Source organism: Vibrio sp. Isolate30, assembly GCF_022397975.1.
GTDB lineage: Bacteria > Pseudomonadota > Gammaproteobacteria > Enterobacterales > Vibrionaceae > Vibrio > Vibrio fortis.
This window is the reverse complement of the sequence record NZ_JAKEUS010000005.1, coordinates 76,112-96,823: the sequence shown is the minus strand read 5'-3', so window position 1 is coordinate 96,823 and position 20,712 is coordinate 76,112. Positions and strand designations below refer to the sequence as shown.

10 protein-coding genes are annotated in these 20,712 nt (G+C 46.6%); 5 read left to right on the top strand and 5 right to left on the bottom strand.

The genetic code is table 11. The features are described 5' to 3' along the window. Window positions 1-90: 90 nt before the first annotated feature. From L1D60_RS13945 to gltB, 3 genes are all read right to left on the bottom strand, one after another. On the bottom strand, window positions 91-5,541 hold the full coding sequence (locus tag L1D60_RS13945; protein WP_239841574.1) for a glutamate synthase-related protein: 5,451 nt from the start codon (window positions 5,539-5,541) through the stop codon (window positions 91-93). A gap of 511 nt (window positions 5,542-6,052) precedes the next feature. Then, window positions 6,053-7,522, bottom strand: coding sequence for a glutamate synthase subunit beta (locus tag L1D60_RS13940; protein ID WP_239841573.1), 1,470 nt, complete (start codon window positions 7,520-7,522; stop codon window positions 6,053-6,055). Further along, window positions 7,522-12,069, bottom strand: coding sequence for a glutamate synthase large subunit (gltB, locus tag L1D60_RS13935; RefSeq protein ID WP_239841572.1), 4,548 nt, complete (start codon window positions 12,067-12,069; stop codon window positions 7,522-7,524). Before gltB ends, L1D60_RS13940 begins: the two co-directional genes overlap by 1 nt. A 531-nt stretch (window positions 12,070-12,600) precedes the next feature. Here gltB and L1D60_RS13930 point away from each other — a divergent pair. From L1D60_RS13930 to L1D60_RS13915, 4 genes are all read left to right on the top strand, one after another. Beyond that, on the top strand, window positions 12,601-13,557 hold the full coding sequence (locus L1D60_RS13930) for a TIGR01212 family radical SAM protein (RefSeq protein ID WP_239841571.1): 957 nt from the start codon (window positions 12,601-12,603) through the stop codon (window positions 13,555-13,557). Window positions 13,558-13,638: 81 nt separating this feature from the next. Next, window positions 13,639-15,411 (top strand): diguanylate cyclase, encoded by a 1,773-nt coding sequence (locus L1D60_RS13925; RefSeq protein ID WP_239841570.1) that lies wholly within the window; start codon window positions 13,639-13,641, stop codon window positions 15,409-15,411. 125 nt (window positions 15,412-15,536) lie between these two features. Next, window positions 15,537-17,882, top strand: a complete 2,346-nt coding sequence (gene arcB / locus L1D60_RS13920; protein ID WP_239841569.1) for an aerobic respiration two-component sensor histidine kinase ArcB — start codon at window positions 15,537-15,539, stop codon at window positions 17,880-17,882. 7 nt (window positions 17,883-17,889) lie between these two features. After that, window positions 17,890-18,333, top strand: a complete 444-nt coding sequence (locus tag L1D60_RS13915) for a hypothetical protein (RefSeq protein WP_239841568.1) — start codon at window positions 17,890-17,892, stop codon at window positions 18,331-18,333. A 130-nt stretch (window positions 18,334-18,463) separates the two neighbouring features. Here L1D60_RS13915 and arcA read toward each other — a convergent pair whose 3' ends face one another. After that, a complete protein-coding gene (gene arcA, locus L1D60_RS13910) occupies window positions 18,464-19,180 on the bottom strand; it encodes a two-component system response regulator ArcA (RefSeq protein WP_004741534.1) in 717 nt (238 codons plus the stop codon). A gap of 542 nt (window positions 19,181-19,722) precedes the next feature. Here arcA and L1D60_RS13905 point away from each other — a divergent pair. After that, the gene (locus L1D60_RS13905) at window positions 19,723-20,208 is read left to right on the top strand and encodes a putative 4-hydroxy-4-methyl-2-oxoglutarate aldolase (protein ID WP_239841567.1); all 486 of its coding nucleotides are present in this window, start codon (window positions 19,723-19,725) and stop codon (window positions 20,206-20,208) included. A gap of 11 nt (window positions 20,209-20,219) precedes the next feature. Here the strand turns inward: L1D60_RS13905 and L1D60_RS13900 are convergent, their stop codons facing one another. Next, window positions 20,220-20,687 carry a ribonuclease regulator gene (locus L1D60_RS13900; RefSeq protein ID WP_239841566.1) on the bottom strand — a complete coding sequence of 156 codons (468 nt, stop codon included), beginning with the start codon at window positions 20,685-20,687 and terminating at the stop codon, window positions 20,220-20,222. Window positions 20,688-20,712 lie beyond the last annotated feature (25 nt).

Sequence of the window (20,712 nt, the reverse complement as noted above, 5' to 3'; positions counted from 1 at the left end):
TCATATTTGAATCTACAGCGTTGTTAACTGCTCACGCTCACCCTAATCACATAACAAAACTATGCTCATAGGGCTGAACGTGCTTGTTGCCTAGCTATAGACCCAATTATTTTGAGTATGGGCTTCTTGTTCTGCTTGTTCGATCTGCTCGCGGATCACATCGGCGAAGGTATAGCAATAGAGTGTTGCTAAGCGTTGGTTGAGTGGTTCAATCGCTTTCATCTCTTTGCTGATGTCTTGCTCTCTTGCCATGATCCATACGGTTGTACCGCGGCTGTGGGTATCCCATACATCGCGTCTCTCTAACGAAGCTTTGTAGTCTTGAATACGCTTGTTGGCGAGCAGTACTGATAGCTCATCATCACTGTAGTTAGAGACGGCTTCTTTGACGTCTTTCAGTAACTGGTCATAGAGCTTTTTATCTTTAAGCTCAAACATACGCTGGATAGCCTGCGCATCACTTGCACTGTTTTTAGCGAGTTGGTGAGCTCGATGCAGCACGCCACTGTGAGTTAACAAATCACAGATGAGTGGTGTATCCATGTCGCCATATTGTGGGCTCAATCCATTGGCTAGAGCTTTTTGATCACGGTAGGCAAAATGCACCGCTTCGATCAGATTATTCGCTTGCCCCTGAATGAGCTCTTCGAGCATCTGCTTACGGGTGTGAGAGGTTAGAATACTCTCTGGGTGTTGACTGTGGAGCAGCGCGAATGGAACCACAAGCGTGAACAGGGTACGGCTGGTTGGCCAATCGTTGAGGATACGCTGCGCTTTGAGTGAACCAGTAAAACGAACATGTTGCTCTAGGTGCCATTTAAGCGCTTCTTCGTAACCTGGGTTTTGCTCAATCAATGGCACGGTTAGCACTGAGTCGGCGCTACAGCTATTTACAAACTGACCGTCGATATCGTATTGGTAAGCAATACCGCCTGACATACCATTGCCGAAGCCTTTACCAAAGCCGCCAAGGTTGATCACTGAGCCGTTAGTCATGTATTCACAACAGAAGTCACCAACGCCTTCTACAACCGCAACTGCACCTGAGTTACGCACCGCAAAACGGTCGCCAGCTTCGCCTTGAACAAAGGCTTGGCCACCCGTTGCGCCAAACAGTGCGAAGTTGCCGATAAGGACGTTATTGCCTGCTTTTAGTTTACGTTGGCTTGGTGAACGAACCACAATGTGACCGCCGCTTGAGCCTTTACCGACACCATCGTTACAGGTACCTGTATGCTCCATGACAAGACCACTGTTATTGAAGGCAGCGTAACTTTGACCTGCACTGCCGTGGCTTTTCACAACAATGGACTCGGCATCAAAGAAGCGACGACCATTGGCAGCTGTAAGTGTTGCTGGGTGTTGTTGTGCCTTGCTTTGGTAGTTCAATGCTCGTTCGATGTCGATGGAGAGCTGGCCCCCCGTCGATTTGTTGCGGTTGTTGAGCTTACCTACATCCAGAACAATGTTGCGTTCTTCTTGCTCAAAGTAGTTAGCGAGTAGCTGCTCGATAAGGTTGTCATCTGGCGTGAAATCGGCTTCTAGGTAAACCGGCTTCGCCACCTTAACAAGGTCGACTTCGCGCAGTAGACCTGTGACATTGAGTTTACCCACAATGCTGTGGTGGTTAGCAAGGTGAAGCAGTTCACTCTTACCACGGATCGCTTGCAAGCTGCTGTAACCCAAGCGAGCCAAGATCTCACGAACCTCGTGGGCAACGTTTAAGAAGTATTGAGCAAGGGCTCGCGGGTCGCCTTGATATAGCTCTGGGTTAGTTGTCAGGCCGGCAGGACATTTCACGTTACAGTTCTTAGCCATTACACACTTAAGCATCATCAATGCTGTGGTACCGAACTCGAACGAGTCTCCACCCATGATGGCGGATTTAATCACATCGATACCGGTTTGGTGTGCGTTCGAACAGCGCAGAGTGACTTTATCACGCAGGCCATTTTCACTTAGAGCTTGATGCACTTCGGCAATACCAATCTCAGCGGCACGGCCAGTATTCTTCAAACTGGTTACGGCAGCAGCACCCGTCCCACCGGTGTTACCAGCCACGTTGATAATATCTGCACCGGCTTTAGCGACACCAACAGCAATAGTCCCGATGCCTTCAGACGACACCAGCTTAACAATCACACGTACACGTGCGGCTTTGGCGTCATGAATCAGCTGGCCTAAATCCTCAATCGAGTAGGTATCGTGATGTGGCGGCGGGCTGACAAGTTCCACACCCGGAGTACCACCACGCGCAGCAGCGATTTCGACCGTTACTTTTGGTGACGGCAACTGACCACCTTCACCCGGCTTCGCCCCTTGGGCAATCTTGATTTCTATCTCTTCAAGCTGTGGGTCTGCTAGGTAGCCAACCCAAACGCCGAAACGACCTGAAGCAAACTGCTTAATCTTGCTCGATTTGATCGAATTGAAGCGAGAAGAGTGTTCGCCACCTTCACCTGAGTTACTCATCGCTCCCGCAATATTAGTACCTTGCGCTACGGCTTGGTGAGCATTGGCATTCAGGGCGCCGTGACTCATTGCGCCAGAAGCAAAGGCTGGTGTAATAAGGTGAGCAGGCTCGACTTGTTCAAGCGCAATTGGCGGCTTGGTCGATTTCACGCGAGACAAAAAGCTTTCAAGAACCGGTTTCGCGGTGAGCTCTATCGAGTCTCCAACCACAGCGACATGTTCAATTTTTTCTGACCAAGTTGTTTCAATCGCAATTCTAAGTGAGTTAGTGAGTTCGCGGTTGTTCAGCGTGAGAACGAATTGATTCGACTCATTAGAAGAGGCTTGAACCTCTAAACCTGACCACAGGTAGTTCACATTCCCTTCAAAATGGAAACGATCCAGCAAGTGAGAGAACTCATCAGCACTTTTAGGCTGATTGAAGTTTAGGGGTAACAGCAAGATATCACGCAGTGTTGCCGGGCGAGTTTCACGTTCACGGTATAAGTTGTCAGCAAATGCTCGATAAGCAGGCGTTACTTGGAACTTATCGATCTCTTCAGGGCTGAGTTTCTCATAACCGGTCTGCTTGTATGCGATGTCTTCGCTGGTGGCGACGGTGGATTCGAGGGCTTGCTCAGCAACTGGGTCAACGTAGCGCACTTCTTCCTGCGTCATGTTGATGTACTCACGAACCGCAGTATTACCGAAGCTGTGGCCCGCACCATCTTGACGCTCTTTAAATAGTCCCAGTAGTGGAATTTGATTCTCTTCGTTGATCGCTAGGGCTTTAAAGTGCCACTTTGCTGAGCTCCACGCGAGATCATCAAACTGTGCACCGCCAACTGGCGAGCTGATATTCGGGAAGAAACTGTTGAGTTGTTCTGAATCGGTATCCAGGAAGTTAGACTCGAAGAACTCACCACCGATATAACTCTCTACCGTACAAAGACCAAATTTACCCATAGTCTTCATCAGCGACTTTTCGCAGGCTTTTTGGAAGTTCTTTAAGCCTTGCTCAATCGATTGGTTGTTACACAGCGTTTTAGCTCGGTGGTAGACAGAGATAGGGCAGACGGCTGAGATACCAAAACCTAATAGGCAGGCGATGTCATGACTACTTGCTGCCTGGCCCGTTTGATAAATCACGCTGGCATCGAAACGCAGACCACGCTTAATAAGTCTTTGGTTGACGGCTGTTGCAACAAGAATAGCTGGCAGTGCAGCCTTGCCATTGCCTATCTGTTTGTCGCTCAATACGACAATATTGGTGCCGCTTTCTACCGAAGCCTGAACCTGGTCACAGAGTTCCTTGAGCGCCTCATCAACGCGTGCGGCGTTATCTTCTCGGCTGTTCAATGTTGGATTGAAAAGGGCATCAAATGTTTCAACTTTGATTCGATCTTGCGAGAAAATCTGTTCAAGTTGTTGAGGCTGTAGAATTGGAGAGTTAAGAACCAGTTGTACGGTTTCGCTAGGGCTGAAGTTAGGTTTGGCGCCCAGCGCAACACGCAGCGTCATGCCATCCGATTCACGCAGAGAGTCGAGAGGTGGGTTGGTGACTTGTGCAAAACGTTGGCTGAAGTACTTGGACATGCCACCTTCTTCATCGGTCAGCACGTTTGGCGCAAGGCCAAAGCCCATTGCGGTGATCTTCTCGGCACCATGCTCGATCATGGGATCAAGGAAGAACTTAAAGCTCTCTTGGTTCAGCGAGTAGGCGACATGACGGCTGTAGGCGCTGAAGTTTTCATTCTCAGTCACGCTATCTAAAGATGCGGTCTCAAGATCGCCAAGGGTAATACGAGCAGACTCAAGTAGCGCACTATAGTTACGCTCTTTAGCCAAGGTTTCTAGGATTTCGTTGGTCTCGTAGCTACGTCCTGTCGCATGATCAAAGTAGATCATGCCACCGGCTTGGATTCGGCCAAAGCGCACAATCTCTTCTGCTGGAAAGTCGATCTGACCTGCTTCACTCATCACTGCAAGGTAACGGTCTGTTTCAACACTACGCAGTGGACGCAGACCCAATCGGTCTAATCGAGCTCCGACTTTTTGGCCGTCAGAAAATATCAGCGCAGCGGGACCATCGTTTTTCTCTTCCGAAAGGCTGAAGTACTCAAGCATCGCTTTTACTTCAGACGAGAGTCGTTCATCGTTTTCCCAAGCAGGTGGCATCATTGCCAATACAGCGGTAACGATGTCTAGCTCATCTTCCACCACGCGACGTGCCAATGTTTGGTCGAGTCGAGCAGAATCTGACTGACCTTTTGGAAAGATTACTCGTTTCTTTTGTTGACGAGCGATGGCATCTTCACTGAGTCGGTTTTTCTTATCGGTGTTCAATTCACCGTTGTGTGCCATGCGACGGAAAGGCTGAGCCATCATGGTAGCTGGTGCAGTATTAGTCGAAAAACGTGTATGGAAGAATAGGGTTGTGATGTGATGCTCAGGATGGCTGAGGTCACTAAAGTAGGGCACAACTTCCCATGAATTTAGGCGTCCTTTGTAAACCTGAGTTTTTGAGCTCATTGATAGTGGATAAAAACCGGATAAAGCATCATCGGTGAAGCCGACAGATTCAATCTCACCTAACGCTAGGTTGATTTGGTGTTCGAAAAGATCAGCATTGCGAGACAAATCACCATTCAAAAAGACCACTTGCTGGATCGATTGCTGTACTTGACGTGATGCATCATTGACGGCAGATGGATCGATAGGTACTTCGCGCCATAGGGCAATATCTAATTGATATTTAGATAGGTTTTCTTCTATGAGTTGTTTTGCTTGAGCGTGGTGTTCGCGATTGAAAGGAAAGAAGAAGTTCGCTACACCAAAGTCTCCAGACTCAAGGTTTGAGGTCTTGAGTAGATGACGGTAAAAGTTAATCGACAGGTCAATGTTGACCCCTGCGCCATCACCAATACCTTCTGCATTCATACCTCCACGGTGTGGAATAGTACACAGAGCTTGGTGGGCCAGAGACAGCAATTGATGGGTCTGTTCACCAGTTTTATCGGTGATGAAGCCCACCCCACAGCTGGAGTGTTCATGCTCGCGGTCATAAAGCGAGCGAGATTCCTGATTCATTCGATCATTTCCTTGATTGCTTGCAGTTGAGACTGCGGGTTCCTTTGGCATGTATCACTACAGTGCCGAAGCCTCAGCTTATGTCCCAATCGCGAGTGAAGCCTTTCACAACATCGAGTGGGGAAACCAACTAGACTGCTCCTGCAGAAAGTGTTGGTTTTCTTATTTGAACGATTCTTGTTCTATTAAAGCGATCTCCATACTTATCATGTTAAAAAATTGATAGCAAGTAGTTGGTTTTCTAGCTAGGAGTATTTTGAATAGTTAATTAATCTAAAAATGCGCACTAAAAATGACCAAGTTATGATTTTTTCTATTATTTTGTTGTGTTTTCTAGACTTATTAACCCAGTTGATAATGATTATTAATCATTTTTGTTACATGTCATTTTTTCGTCTTAATTCATAAAAAATGGATAAATAGATAAATGAGAAGGGGACAGTATTGCCGAAACAAAAAAGGCCAACACAGAGTGTTGGCCAAAAGTTTGGAAGGAATTGTTATTAAAATTCTATGCTGAAAGCATCAAAGAGTTGGCTTTCGCTTCTAGGTTAGAGTTGCCCATTAGGAAATCATCGATAGCAATCGCACATTCACGACCTTCGTTGATACAGCGTACAACCAGAGATTGACCAGTACGCATATCACCCGCTGCAAACACACCTTTTTGGTTAGTTGCAAAGCCGTCAGTCGCAACGTTACCGCGATCATCCAGTTTGATATCAAGTTGAGCAAGTACGCCGGTTGGTTCTGGATGTAGGAAGCCCATCGCTAGGAATGCCATGTCACATGGAATCACACGTTCTGAGTTTGCTACTTCTTCAAATCCTGGGCGCTCACCTGGCTTAGCATCTTGCCAAACGATGTCAGCAATACGTAGACCAGTGACTTCGCCTTTATCGTTACCGATAAATTCTTTAGTCAGGATATTCCAGTGACGCTCACAACCTTCTTCATGAGAAGTGGTTGTCTTCATGATCATTGGATACTGAGGCCAAGGCATATTCGCTGGGCGCTTCTCTGGCGGGATCGGCATGATCTCAACTTGAGTAACGCTTGCTGCTTTATGACGGTTAGAAGTACCCACACAGTCAGAGCCCGTATCACCACCACCGATAACCACAACGTGCTTATCTTTTGCGTGAATCTCTTCAGTCTTCAGATCCATACCGTTTGCACGGCGGTTGTTTTGACCTAGGAATTCCATTGCGAAGTGAACACCTTTCAGTTCACGACCTGGAACTGGAAGATCACGTGGCACTGTTGAGCCACCGGTTAGTAGCACAACATCGAACTCTTGACGAAGTTGTTGAGCATTCACATCAACACCGATGTGTTGGTTTACTTTGAACTCAACACCCGCTTCAGCCATTAGGTTGATCTTACGATCAATCACGTCCATACCCAGTTTGAAATCAGGGATACCAAAACGCAGTAGACCGCCAACTTTCTCATCACGCTCAAATACGGTTACTGAGTGACCAGCACTGTTGAGCTGCTCTGCCGCTGCAAGACCTGCAGGGCCAGAACCGATGATTGCGATTGTCTTGCCGGTGCGTGAACGTGGTGTTTTAGGTTTTGCGTACCCTTCACGGTACGCAGTTTCTACAATCGTTTTCTCGATGTTACAGATAGTGATTGGGTCTTGGTTGATACCAAGTACACATGCGCTCTCACAAGGAGAAGGGCACACACGACCTGTGAATTCAGGGAAGTTGTTGGTTGAGCTTAGAATGTTCCAAGCTTCTTCCCAGCTATCACGGTAAACCGCATCGTTAAATTCTGGGATGATGTTACCAATCGGACAACCGCTGTGACAGAAAGGGACACCACAGTCCATACAACGAGAAGCCTGAGTATTGATCTTGTCACCAAACTCTTCGTTGAGTACGAACTCTTTGTTGTCTTCGATACGAACTGATGGGTCGAGCTTCTTAGGAAGCTCACGACCGTGTTCTAAAAATCCAGTAGGCTTACCCATTATACTGCCTCCACTTGTTCCGTTTGTGCTTGCTCTGCTTCAGCCTTACGCTTTTGAAGTACCGCTTTGTAGTCGCGCGGCATCACCTTAACCATTGAGGTTAGGCTTGCTTCAAAGTTGTCTAGGAAAGACTGAGCAACTTCACTTCCTGTGAATTGAACCTGCTTAGTTAGCATCTCTTTCAGTAGTTCACGATCTTCTTCTTCGATTGGATCTAGGTCTACTAGTTCAGGGTTTAGCTTAGTTTCAAAGTCGCCAGACTTATCCCAAACATAAGCCACACCGCCACTCATACCTGCCGCAAAGTTACGACCCGTTGAGCCAAGGATAACCGCGACACCACCAGTCATGTATTCACAACCGTGGTCACCAACACCCTCTACAACCACTTTCGCGCCTGAGTTACGTACACAGAAACGCTCACCCGCCATACCGCGGATGTATGATTCACCAGAGGTCGCACCGTAGAAACATACGTTACCTACAACGATGTTATCTTCAGCAACGATGGTTGATTTCGCGTCTGGGTAAAGTACTAGCGTACCGCCAGATAGACCTTTACCCCAGTAATCGTTCGCATCACCTTCCACTTCGAACTTCACGCCCTTAGCAAGGAAAGCACCGAATGATTGGCCAGCAGAACCGTTAAACTTAACGTTCATTGGTTGAGGTAGACCTGCGTCTTTGTAAACCTTCGAGATTTCGTTCGACAGCATAGTACCCGCAGAACGGTCCGTGTTGATGATAGGGAATTCTGCATCGACAGCTTCGCCCTTCTCAAGTGCTGGGATCGCAGCTTGAATCAACTTACGGTCAAGAACTTCTTCTAGGTTGTGGTTTTGCTGTGTTTGGTTGTAAACACCATCTTCGTCACGAGCTTGCTCAATGTGCAGAACAGGAGACAGATCTAGGTTCTTGTATTTCCAGTGTTGGATGTCTTCACGAACTTTTAGTTTGTGCGACTGACCAACCATCTCATCGATAGTGCGGTAGCCAAGCTCAGCCATCACTTCACGTAGACCTTCAGCCATGTACTGGAAGAAAGTCACTACGTCTTCTACGCGGCCATCGAAGCGCTCACGTAGCGTCTTGTTCTGAGTTGCGATACCCACAGGACAGGTGTTCTTATGACACTTACGCATCATGATACAGCCTTCAACAACTAGCGCTGCTGTTGCTACACCCCATTCCTCTGCACCCAGTAGTGTTGCGACTGCAAGGTCGCGCGGCGTCTTCATCTGACCATCAGACTGAACCACAATACGGTTACGTAGGCCGTTCTTCAGAAGCGTTTGGTGCGTTTCTGCTAGACCAAGCTCCCATGGTAGACCTGTGTGACGGATAGACGACATCGGTGATGCACCTGTACCGCCATCGAAACCAGCGATAAGGACAACGTCAGCTTTTGCTTTCGCAACACCTGATGCGATGGTACCTACACCTGCTTCCGATACTAGCTTCACGTTTACGCGGCCAGCACGGTTTGCGTTCTTCAAGTCGTAGATAAGCTGAGCCAAATCTTCGATTGAGTAGATATCGTGGTGTGGTGGTGGCGAGATTAGACCTACGCCCGGAGTCGAGTGACGTGTTGCACCGATCCAGTCATCAACCTTGTCACCTGGTAGTTGACCACCTTCACCTGGTTTCGCGCCTTGAGCCATCTTGATTTGTAGCTCATCTGCGTTAGTTAGGTAGTAAGACGTCACACCGAAACGACCTGAAGCAACCTGTTTGATTGCAGAGCGTTCCCAGTCGCCGTTCTCTTTGCGTTCGAAACGCATTGGGTCTTCACCACCCTCACCAGAGTTCGACTTCGCGCCGATACGGTTCATCGCAACGGCTAGCGTTGAGTGCGCTTCGTAAGAGATCGAACCGAATGACATTGCACCTGTTGCGAAACGCTTCAGGATGTTTTCGATTGGCTCAACTTCTTCTAGTGGGATTGAACCTGCTGGGTTCTTAACAAAGTCTAGCTGGCTACGTAGTGTTGCCGCGTTATCGCCTTGGTCATCAACCGCTTTCGCGTATTTCTTGAACTGGGCGTAGTCTTTGTTACGCGTTGACTCTTGCAGTAGTGAGATAGTTTCAGGGTTGAACAGGTGTTTTTCGCCACGCTGTTTCCACTGGTAAACACCACCTACATCTAGAACTTGTACTGGGATTTCACGAGTCGGGAAGCCGATACGGTGACGTACTAGAACTTCCTTAGCGATATCATCGATCGTTAGACCTTGGATACGTGAAACTGTACCTGTGAAGTACTTATCAACCACAGGCTTACTGATACCCAATGCTTCAAAGATCTGTGCACCGTGGTAAGACTGTAGCGTTGAGATACCCATCTTCGAGAAGATCTTCAGAAGACCGCCGTTGATTGACTTACGGTAGTTCTCGAACAGTTCGCGAATGTCTGTTTCTGGATCCAGTTTCTTCGTACGTTGCAGGTCAACCATAGTTTCGATAACTAGGTATGGGTTCACTGCGTTTGCACCGTAACCGATCAAAGTGGCAAAGTGGTGCGTCTCACGTGCGTCACCTGTTTCAACCACGATGTCACACTTCGCACGTAGACCCTTACGGATTAGGTGATGGTGAACAGCGCCAACTGCCAGCATTGCTGGGATAGCCGCGTGGTTAGAGTTAACCGCACGGTCAGTTAGTAGGATGATTGAGTAACCATCGATAACTGCGTCTTCTGCGTACTGGCAGATACGTTTAAGTGCACGCTCAAGTTTGCCTTCGTCTTCGCTTGCTTGGAATACGATGTCTAGCGTTTTAGCTTGAAGGTGCTCGTTATCGATAGCACGCAGTTTTTCTAGCTCAGAGTTAGATAGAACTGGAGATTCAAGCTCTACTTTTTGACAGTGTTCTGGAGACTCAGCAAGTAGGTTCTGATCTTTACCTAGGTAAGTGTTCAAAGACATAACCATACGCTCACGGATCGGGTCGATCGGCGGGTTAGTTACCTGAGCAAACAGCTGCTTAAAGTAGTTTGATAGATGTTGTGACTGGTGCGATAGAATCGCTAGTGGCCAGTCGGCACCCATTGCCGAAAGTGGTTCTTTACCATCTTTCGCCATCGGTACAATGATTTCGTTTACTTCTTCTGAGCTGACACCAAACGCTTGCTGCTTGTGCAGTAGCTTCTCTGGTGAAGGTTGACTGAATTCGTTGCTCGCATCCGGCAGCTTCTTCAGGCTCAGCAGGTTCTCTTCAACCCATTTCTCGTATGGTTGTGCTGATGCAATGCCATCTTTCACTTCTTCATCAGAAATGATACGACCTTGCTCTAGGTCAGCAACGAAGATACGACCTGGTTGTAGACGACCACGGAACTCAACGTTCTCAGGCTCAATCTCAACAACACCAGACTCAGAAGCCATTACTAGGAAGTCATCTTTAGTCACTGTGTAGCGAGAAGGACGCAGACCGTTACGGTCAAGCGTTGCACCTACTTGAACACCATCGGTGAAACAAACTGATGCTGGGCCATCCCACGGTTCCATCACGTTCGCGTGGTATTGGTAGAACGCGCGACGAGTTGGGTCCATGTTTTTGTTTTCTTGCCATGCTTCAGGGATCATCATCATCAACGCATGTGGCAGGCTGCGACCAGATAGAACTAGGAGCTCAAGTGCCATATCGAAGTTAGATGAATCTGAGCTACCTTCCTGACAGATAGGAAGTAGCATGTCGATCTCAGCCTGAGTGAACAGGTCTGATTCGATGATCGCTTCACGGGCTTTCATCCAGTTCAGGTTACCGCGAACTGTGTTGATTTCACCGTTGTGAGCGATGTAACGGAAAGGCTGTGCTAGACGCCAGCGAGGGAATGTATTGGTAGAGAAACGAGAGTGAACCAGCGCTAGAGCACTCACCATCGTTGGGTTTTGTAGGTCTAGGAAGTACTGAGGTACTTGTTCTGTGGTGAGCTGACCTTTGTACACAACCGTCTTGTAAGACATAGAGTTGATGTAGAAGTCGTCACCAATGTTAGACACACTTTCAAGGCATACGCGAACCGTGTAGTTACGTAGAACGTACAGTTTACGCTCTAGCTCTTCAGGTGTGATACCTGGACCACCAGAGATAAATACATGTTCAAATTGAGGCTCAGTGCTCAGTGGATCTGCGCCGATCATTGAGTTGTCAGTTGGCAACACACGGTAACCAATCACTTCTAACTCTAGGCGTTGTGCATTGCGCTCCAGAATGTCGCGACACTGTGCACGTTTGTGTTCATCTTTAGGGAAAAGTACAACACCAACACCGTATTTTTCAAAAGATGGCAGCTTAATACCCAGCTTTACCGTCTCTTCAAGTAGAAACTCGTGTGGTTTCTGCAGCAAGATACCTGCGCCATCACCTGAACACGGATCGCAGCCTTGGCCGCCACGGTGTTCCATTCGAGCTAGCATATCTAGTGCTTGGGTCACTACTTCATGAGACTTACGGTTTTTGAGGTGAGCTACAAAACCGATACCACAAGCGTCATGCTCCAATTCAGGAGTATACAGACCCTGTGAGTTCTGCTCTTGATCTACCATAGATACATCCTTCCAGTTAAATCTAGGCGTAACTAGTTTGCACTTCGTCAGCCTTGTCCTTTTATATTTATGAGTCTAAACCTGCCCTGTGTTGGCGGTTTGAGTCCTTTCTGTCTCTCGCAGGAAAAATTTTGCGAGAAAAACAATCCTTAGTGATATCCGTTTTTTTTTGACCACAAACTAGTGGTTTATATAGGTGGGATTTGGATAACACCGATTTATTAGCAAGTTTGAGTTGTAATAAAATACTCAAAAAAGGCCAATATGTGTAAGTATCCTACAATTTTGTTAAGGATAATTGCAATGAAAGTTGAACGATGTAGACCATTTTTTTCGTTTTGAATTGAATTTTTTGCATAACATTTGTGCAACATTAGGCAAATAGAGCCGTTTTTTTGCATTTTTATTGATATTTGTTAGGTGTCTCGCAAATGCTTTTCAGTAAGCTGCCTGGCTTCATTTATGAAATCCTGTAATTAACTTTCATAGATGAAATTGATATTCATTCTTATTTAGCTTGGTGCATCTCTCATGCAATTACACGAATTGGTCAATACGATTGGTCAAGATCTCCAACGTCGCTACGGCGAAAAGGTTCATAAACTGACTTTACATGGTGGTTTCAGTTGCCCTAATCGTGATGGAACGATAGGCCGAGGTGGCTGCACTTTTTGTAATGTTGCTTCTTTTGCCGACGAAGAGACTCAGGTTCAAAGTATTGCTGCTCAACTGACAGATAGAGCCGGTGAGATTGCACGTGCCAAGAAATATTTGGCGTATTTTCAGGCTTATACCAGCACCTATGCAGAGGTTCAGGTGCTCAAAAACATGTATGAAGAAGCGCTAAAAGCACCGGGTGCCGATATCGTTGGTCTATGTGTTGGCACACGCCCTGACTGCGTGCCAGATTCCGTACTAGAGTTGCTCTCGGGCTACGTTAAGCAAGGTTACGAGATCTGGTTGGAGTTGGGACTGCAAACGGCAAATGATCAAACGTTGAAGCGCATCAATCGTGGTCATGACTTTGCTATCTACGAGAGCATTACCAAGCGCGCTAGAGCTCTTGGAATCAAGGTATGTACGCATTTAATTGTCGGCCTATCGAAAGAGACCAAAGCCGACAACCTTGAAACCTTGGAGCGTGTTTTAAACGTCGGTACTGACGGAATCAAACTGCATGGTTTACATATTGTTGAAGGCAGCACTATGGCAAAGGCGTGGAAAGCCGGTAAGTTAGAGGCGCCATCCCTAGAAGAGTATGTTGATATCGCCACTGAGATGATTCAGCGCACTCCAGCTGAGGTCATTTATCATCGTGTCTCTTCCGCAGCACGCAGACCCACCTTGTTATCGCCATTGTGGTGTGAAAACCGTTGGCTGGCGATGACAGAGATTGGTCGTTCGTTAGATAGAAGCGGCGCGCAAGGTTGTAAGAATGGTGATGCCTTTGAGTACACGCTGCCACTGCTCAATTCCACTCTGAAGTAACCCTTTGCGGCTTTTAGAGATAAAAAGATCAATTGATGATAAGATCTGCCCTTATTAGAGATGTGTATAGATAGAGGGTAGATGGAACCGTTGATGACTTGGTTGTGGGACAACGCGATTTGCTATGGATCGTTTATTGTTACCCTTCTACTGTTTACCTTGTTCGGCTGGTATCTCTATTCCCGTTATCAAGCGCATATCGAACACTTGCTGCTCGCTACACCTACACCCTTGTGTATGGTCGATTTAAAGAGTGGTGAAATCGTATATACAAATCGCCAAGCCATGCAGTTATTGGGTATCCGTCAGATGGGGACTCACTTCCGCTATCCAACCAATGACTGCAAAACTGCCTTTACTGAAAGTCTGTCTAATCACCAAAGTAGCCACTCCTTCGAACAACGTTTGATGTGGGCGTTATCCGAGTTTGAATCCTGTAAGATCCACATGCTAGGGCGCAAGATGATCTTTCGTGGTAAACGCGTATGGATGATCTACCCAACGCCGCACAAATACTCTAGTGAAGAACAATCTCAAGAGTTGCGAGAGCTAAATATTGCTCGCACTGCCTTGGATTCACTATCAGAATTGATTCATGTAAAAGATCAAAAGGGTGAACTTGTTGCCAGTAATCGCTCGTTCAAGAAGTTTTGGCATGGTCGATTAGAAGAGGGCACGCTGAGTGTGTCGAGTGGCGTGCTCAAAGGACGTGTCAGTCAACGTAGCTGGACGACGGATCAAGAAGGAAAGAGTTGCCTGCTTGAAACCTATCAAAGTGTGTTGATTGATGGAAATGGCGAGAAGATTGGAACGCTCTCTATTAGTCATGACGTGACGGATTGGCACGACATGCAACAACAACTGCGTGATGAGATGGAGAAGCGTAAAGACACCGAGGTGGCTCTGGCTCAGAGAGATACCATTCTTCAAAACATTTTAGAGGCAAGTCCGGACTCGATCGGCATCTTCAATGAAAACATGGTCTATCAAGCGTGTAATAAACCGTTTGTCGCCGCTTTGGGGATCTCTGAAGTCAGTGATTTGGTGGGTAAGCGCCTACAAGACGTGGTACCAAACAGTATGTACTTGCGTCTCTCTGACTCTGATCATCAAGTTCTGCATCAAGGGAAATCCCTGCGCTATATCGATAAAGTTGTCTCAAGTGATGGTGAGCAAACGTGGTATGACGTGGTGAAATCGCCATTTAAAGATCCGGCATCGAGTACCAGTGGTGTCTTGATCATGGCGCGTGATATCTCTGAGCGCTACCTTGCTGAGCAGAAACTGGAAGAGGCCAATCTTGAGCTAGAGCGTTTGAGCTTCTTGGATAGCCTGACTCAGGTATCTAACCGCCGTCGTTTTGATGAGCAGCTTTCTACCTTGTGGCACTTCCATGTTCGAGAAAGGCAGCCTCTGACCATCATGCTATGTGATATTGATTACTTCAAAGGCTACAACGATTTCTATGGTCACCAACAGGGTGATGATGCCCTGGTCCAAGTATCGAAAGCCTTCAAGCGTGTTCTGAACCGCTCTTCTGACTGTGTTGCACGTTATGGTGGCGAAGAGTTTGCCTTCATACTGCCGAATACGGCGACGGAAGGTGCTCAGCTGGTGGCGCAACGTATTCATGATGAGATCCAAAGCTTAGGGATTGTTCACGAAAAGTCACAGATTTCTGAGTGGGTGACAGTCAGTATCGGTGTGGTTTCTTATATCCCAACGCTGGATGATGAGATGGAATCGGCGGTTGCGTTAGCAGATAGCGCGCTCTATCAGGCTAAAGCAAACGGTCGTAACCAGACCAGTGTCCACCCTAACTCAACGGGGCGTCTTCATACCTTGGACTCATGAGTCATTCACTGGCACTAGATAAGCTCAATTAAATGGTGAGATGGGTGTTGCATGTGATGTGGCTAGCTTACCTCCCTTGTCTAAACAGGGTAGAATATTGCTAGTCTTATCGCATGGAGCGCTAAATGAAACCCATGAAAAATCTCGCCCAGTATTACGTTGATCTTCTCGTAAAGCTGGGTATCGTCCGATTCTCTATTCTCCTCGCATTAGCACTGGTCGCGCTTGCGGTCGTGGTTCAAGTTGGTATCACACTGGCTCTCAAAGGTAATGTCGATGATATCGATATTGTCCGTTCTGTCTTCTTTGGTCTCGTTATCACGCCTTGGGCCGTCTATTTCCTTTCTGTGGTTGTCGATCAGCTCGAAGAGTCTCGTCAACGTTTAGCAAAACTGGTTTCTAAGCTCGGCGACATGCGTGAACGTGACCAAGAGCTAAACAGCAAACTGCAGCTTAATATCGAGAAACTGAATCAAGAAATTGAAGAGCGTGAAAAGGCTGAAGAGGCACGTGCTGAGGCAATGCATGACCTTGAAAACGAAGTCTTTCAGCGCGAGCGCACTCAACTCGAACTCGCAGAACGCACTGCGCTGCTTCGCTCATTCATTGATGCATCTCCTGACCTTATCTATTACCGAAACGAAGATGGCGTTTTCTCTGGTTGTAACCGAGCGGTTGAAGAGCTAACTGGTAAAACAGAGAAAGACCTAGTGGGCCTAACCCCTTGGGATGTCTACAGCAAAGAGGTAGCTCAACAAGTTGTTGAAACCGATGAAAAGGTCTTTGCAGATAACCAAGCCGTCACTTACGAGCAGTGGCTTGAGTATCCAGACGGACGCAAGAACTACTTCGAGCTGCGTAAAGTACCTTTCTACAGCAAGGATGGTCGCCATCTTGGTTTGGTTGGTTTTGGACGTGATATTACCGAACGCAAAGAGCATCAAGAGTCGCTTGAGAAAGCCAGCCGCGATAAGACCACGTTTATTTCAACCATCAGCCATGAACTACGCACACCGCTAAATGGCATTGTCGGCTTAAGTCGTATGCTGCTCGATAGTCAATTGACTACAGAGCAACGCAAGCACATGCAGACCATTAAAGTCAGTGCGGTTACGCTTGGTAATATCTTTAACGATATTATCGATATGGATAAGTTTGATCGAAGCAAGCTTGAGCTGTTCCCAACGCCAATTAACTTCGAAGATTTTGTTTCTGAGATGGAGAGTATCTCTGCATTGATGGCGGAACAAAAAGGATTGAGGTTTGATCTGGAGAGATTATCTGACCTGCCAACCGCAGTCGAAGTGGATGGGACTCGCTTACGCCAAGTGCTATGGAATCTCGTTAGCAATGCGATGAAGTTCACCAAAGATGGTGGTGTGGTGATGACGGTGAGCGCGGACATTGAAGACGATTTCGCACACATCACGATGGAAGTGGAAGATACTGGTATCGGCATCCCAGAAAGTGAAATCGATAAAATTTTTGCGATGTATTACCAAGTGAAGTCGGGCTCCGATAACCTACATGCAGTAGGGACAGGGATTGGCTTGGCCGTTTCTAAACAGCTGATCAACATGATGGATGGGGATATCACCGTAAGCAGTGAAGAGGGCTTTGGCAGTACCTTCACAGTGTCGATTCGCGTACCAGTCAATCACGATACCCAAGCTTTGGTGAAGACGCCAAGAAAGCAGTCGCAATTGAACATCTTCATGGTTGAAGACATTGAACTCAACGTTACCGTTGCTCGCTCACTGCTAGAAAGTTTGGGGCATCAAGTCACGGTGGTGATGACAGGTAAAGAGGCACAGATCGCCTTTAACCCACAAGAGTTCGATCTGGTGTTACTGGATATTCAGCTTCCAGATATGACGGGCTTTGATATCGCTAAGTACTACCGTGAGAAATACTCTGAGCTACCGCCGCTAGTGGCGCTGACTGCCAATGTACTCAACAACAAGAAAGAGTATCTAAACAAAGGCATGGACGATGCGATCAGCAAGCCGCTATCAGTCAAAGCGATTCAAGATGTGATTGCGAAGCTGATAGAAAAGGAGCACTCCGATAAGCCGCAGGTGATTGAGGAAGCGCAAGTGGTTGAACCGAAAACCACATCGATAGACACCAGCTTACTTGATATTGAGATGCTAGAGTCATATGTTGATATTGTTGGCCCTAAGCCTGTGCTCGACAGCATCGCGATGTTTGAAGAGATGATGCCTGACTACATGGATATCTTGAACTCGAACATGGTGGCAAAAGATCAAGCCAATATCGTTTCAGAAGCGCATAAGATCAAAGGCGCTGCTGGTTCGATTGGTTTGAAGCGCATTCAACAAGTGGCGCAAAAAGCGCAATCACCGGATCTTCCAGCATGGTGGGAGAACATCTCAGATTGGGTTGATGAAATTAACAACGAATATCAGAACGACATTGAAGTCTTAAAGAGTTGGTTAAATCAAAGGTAGAAGAATAATGAAAAAATTAGCATTCGCCGCCTGTGTAGTGGCATTAGCGGGTTGTTCTGCACCACAAGTAGAATGGCAACAAGATAACCAAGTCGAAGTCTCTACTACGACCATCACAATGAAAAGCAACCTGTGGCTGAATAAAATGCCAACCATAGGTGAAGCGCAAGATAAGACGCTACATGGTGCTATTTATCTTGAGTCTGACTCACAGCTTCCGGCATCACTAGCGGTGGAGAGTGTTACGGTTAAGCAGGGTGCGGATACACTGCTCATTACAGCAGATGACCTAGACCTAAGAACGCATAATGAAACTCAATGGGAAGTGGCGTTTGTGTGGCAGTTAGAGATCGACAGTGAACAGCCAGTTGATGTTGCCGTGGAGTTGAAAGATGGTGAGACTGTGAAGTGGCTAGTTGAGAAAGACGTTAAGGTTGATACGGTTTACTAAAGAAACGTTTGTATAGGAATAGCATGTTTAGGCATGTTATTCATGCCGAATGAAACGGACATTAAAAAAGGGAGGATGCTGAGCATTCTCCCTTTTTCGATTCACTATGATGGCGTAACCATCACATGAATTAGTCTTCTAGATCACCACAGAAGCGGTAGCCTTCACCGTGAATCGTAGCAATGATTTCTGGAGTACCAGATACTGATTCAAAGTGCTTACGAATACGACGAATAGTTACGTCTACTGTACGGTCATGTGGCTTAAGCTCACGGCCAGTCATCTTCTTAAGAAGGTCTGCACGTGTTTGGATCTTGCCTGGGTTCTCACAGAAGTGCAGAAGTGCACGGAACTCAGAGCGAGGTAGCTTGTAGCCTTCGCCATCTGGGCTTACTAGAGAGCGGCTGTTGATATCCAAAACCCAACCGTTGAATTCGTACTTCTCAACGCTGCGCTTCTCTTCTTGAACAGAGCTTGTGCTCATTGAACGGTTCAGAAGGTTGCGTGCACGGATAGTCAGCTCACGAGGGTTGAAAGGCTTAGTGATGTAATCATCTGCACCAATTTCTAGACCAAGGATTTTGTCTACTTCATTATCACGACCAGTCAAGAACATTAGCGCAACATTTGCTTGCTCACGTAGTTCACGAGCAAGTAGAAGGCCGTTCTTACCAGGTAGGTTGATGTCCATGATAACAAGGTTCACTTGGTTGTCAGACAGCACTTGGTGCATCTCTTCACCGTCGCTAGCCTCAAAAACAGCATATCCCTCTGCTTCAAAAATACTCTTAAGAGTGTTACGAGTTACTTGCTCATCTTCTACGATAAGAATCTGCGGGGTTTGCATTTTGGCGGTACCTAAATTTGTGACGAAACTGTGCTAATAGAATAAATTCTAGGCAAAAACATAACATACAGGTAATGTAATTTTGATGATAACTCAAAGTTTTCAAAAATACACTTACTTCCAGCTGTCTGCCTTCCTTGAAGTATTGCCAATAACGTAAATCCAGTACGCCTTTTAATCATTCTGTTAGTGATTGCTGAGAATTCTATAATGTTAACAGCATGCTAACAACGCGATAATGTTAATTCCATTCACTTTGTTGATTTATATCAATTGCTGTCTGGTATCAAACTTGATTAGTATGAGCTACTGCTTAATCAACACTATAAATGATTAAATAGCCATAAATATGGAATGGCTATTCGAACTGGCTCGTATATTTTGCTTCCATAGTCACACTTAACCATATCAGAGGTAGGCTGTGGAACCTCGGAAGCGATAAGCTGTCTTTTTATTATAGACGGATTGAAAACAAAGGATTTATTTTTACTTTAAGCATGGGGCTAGCAGCATGGGCTGCCTGTCTCGCTCATGGAGGATATATGCACGATATAACACCGGACTTATGTGATGAGTTCGAAAGCAAAGTGACGCTACTCAGACTCCCTTTACAGAATTACGGCCAACGTGCTGCGTTCTGGGGCGAAATTGTAACAGTGCGTTGCTATCACGATAACTCTAAGGTTCGTGATGTGTTAGAAGGTGATGGCAAAGGTAAAGTACTGGTGGTCGATGGCAATGGCTCTTGCCAAAAAGCCTTGCTGGGTGATCAACTTGCCATTTTAGCGATTGAGAATGGTTGGGAAGGGGTAATCGTCAATGGAGCAATTCGTGATGTCGGTATGATGTCGCAGATGGAGCTTGGCGTTCAAGCACTCGGATCTTCACCATTCAAAACCGAAAAGCGCGGTAGTGGTCAGGTTAATGTAACACTGACAATCCATAACCAACTCATCCAGCCCGGCGATTACATTTACGCTGACTGGAACGGAGTACTACTCTCTTCAGAGCTTCTCATTAATTCGTAGAGTCGCTTTGCTTAGAAGCGGAAACCAATTCCGACTTCAACACCTTGTTGCCACTCTTCATAATCGAGAGTGGCATGCAGATCTAGGTTATCAGTCAGTTGTACTCGGCTGGTCACCTCAGCCGCAATTAATTTTTCTTTCCCATGTTCGACATCATCGTCACTGCTATAGGTGTGCAGAGTACTGTTGAAAGAGATGCGATCACTCAATTGATAGCTCACACCACTGAGAAATCCATTTTCATGTCTTAGGGCATCGCTATTGATCCTAGCTCCCACGAATAGATCAACGTTCTTGAACACGGAATAGGAGTAGCCGCTGTCGACTTTCCATACATCGAAAGACTCATTGGTTGAGCTTTGGCTAGAGATAAAAAATTTGTGTGCAGAGGTGTCGAGTTGGCTCGGCAAGAGAGGTAATGAGTTAGCGCTACAAATAACAGGCATAGCAAAGGCTAAAAGAAATAGTAATCTTTTCACTTCCCACTCCTGATGTCGTTATTAT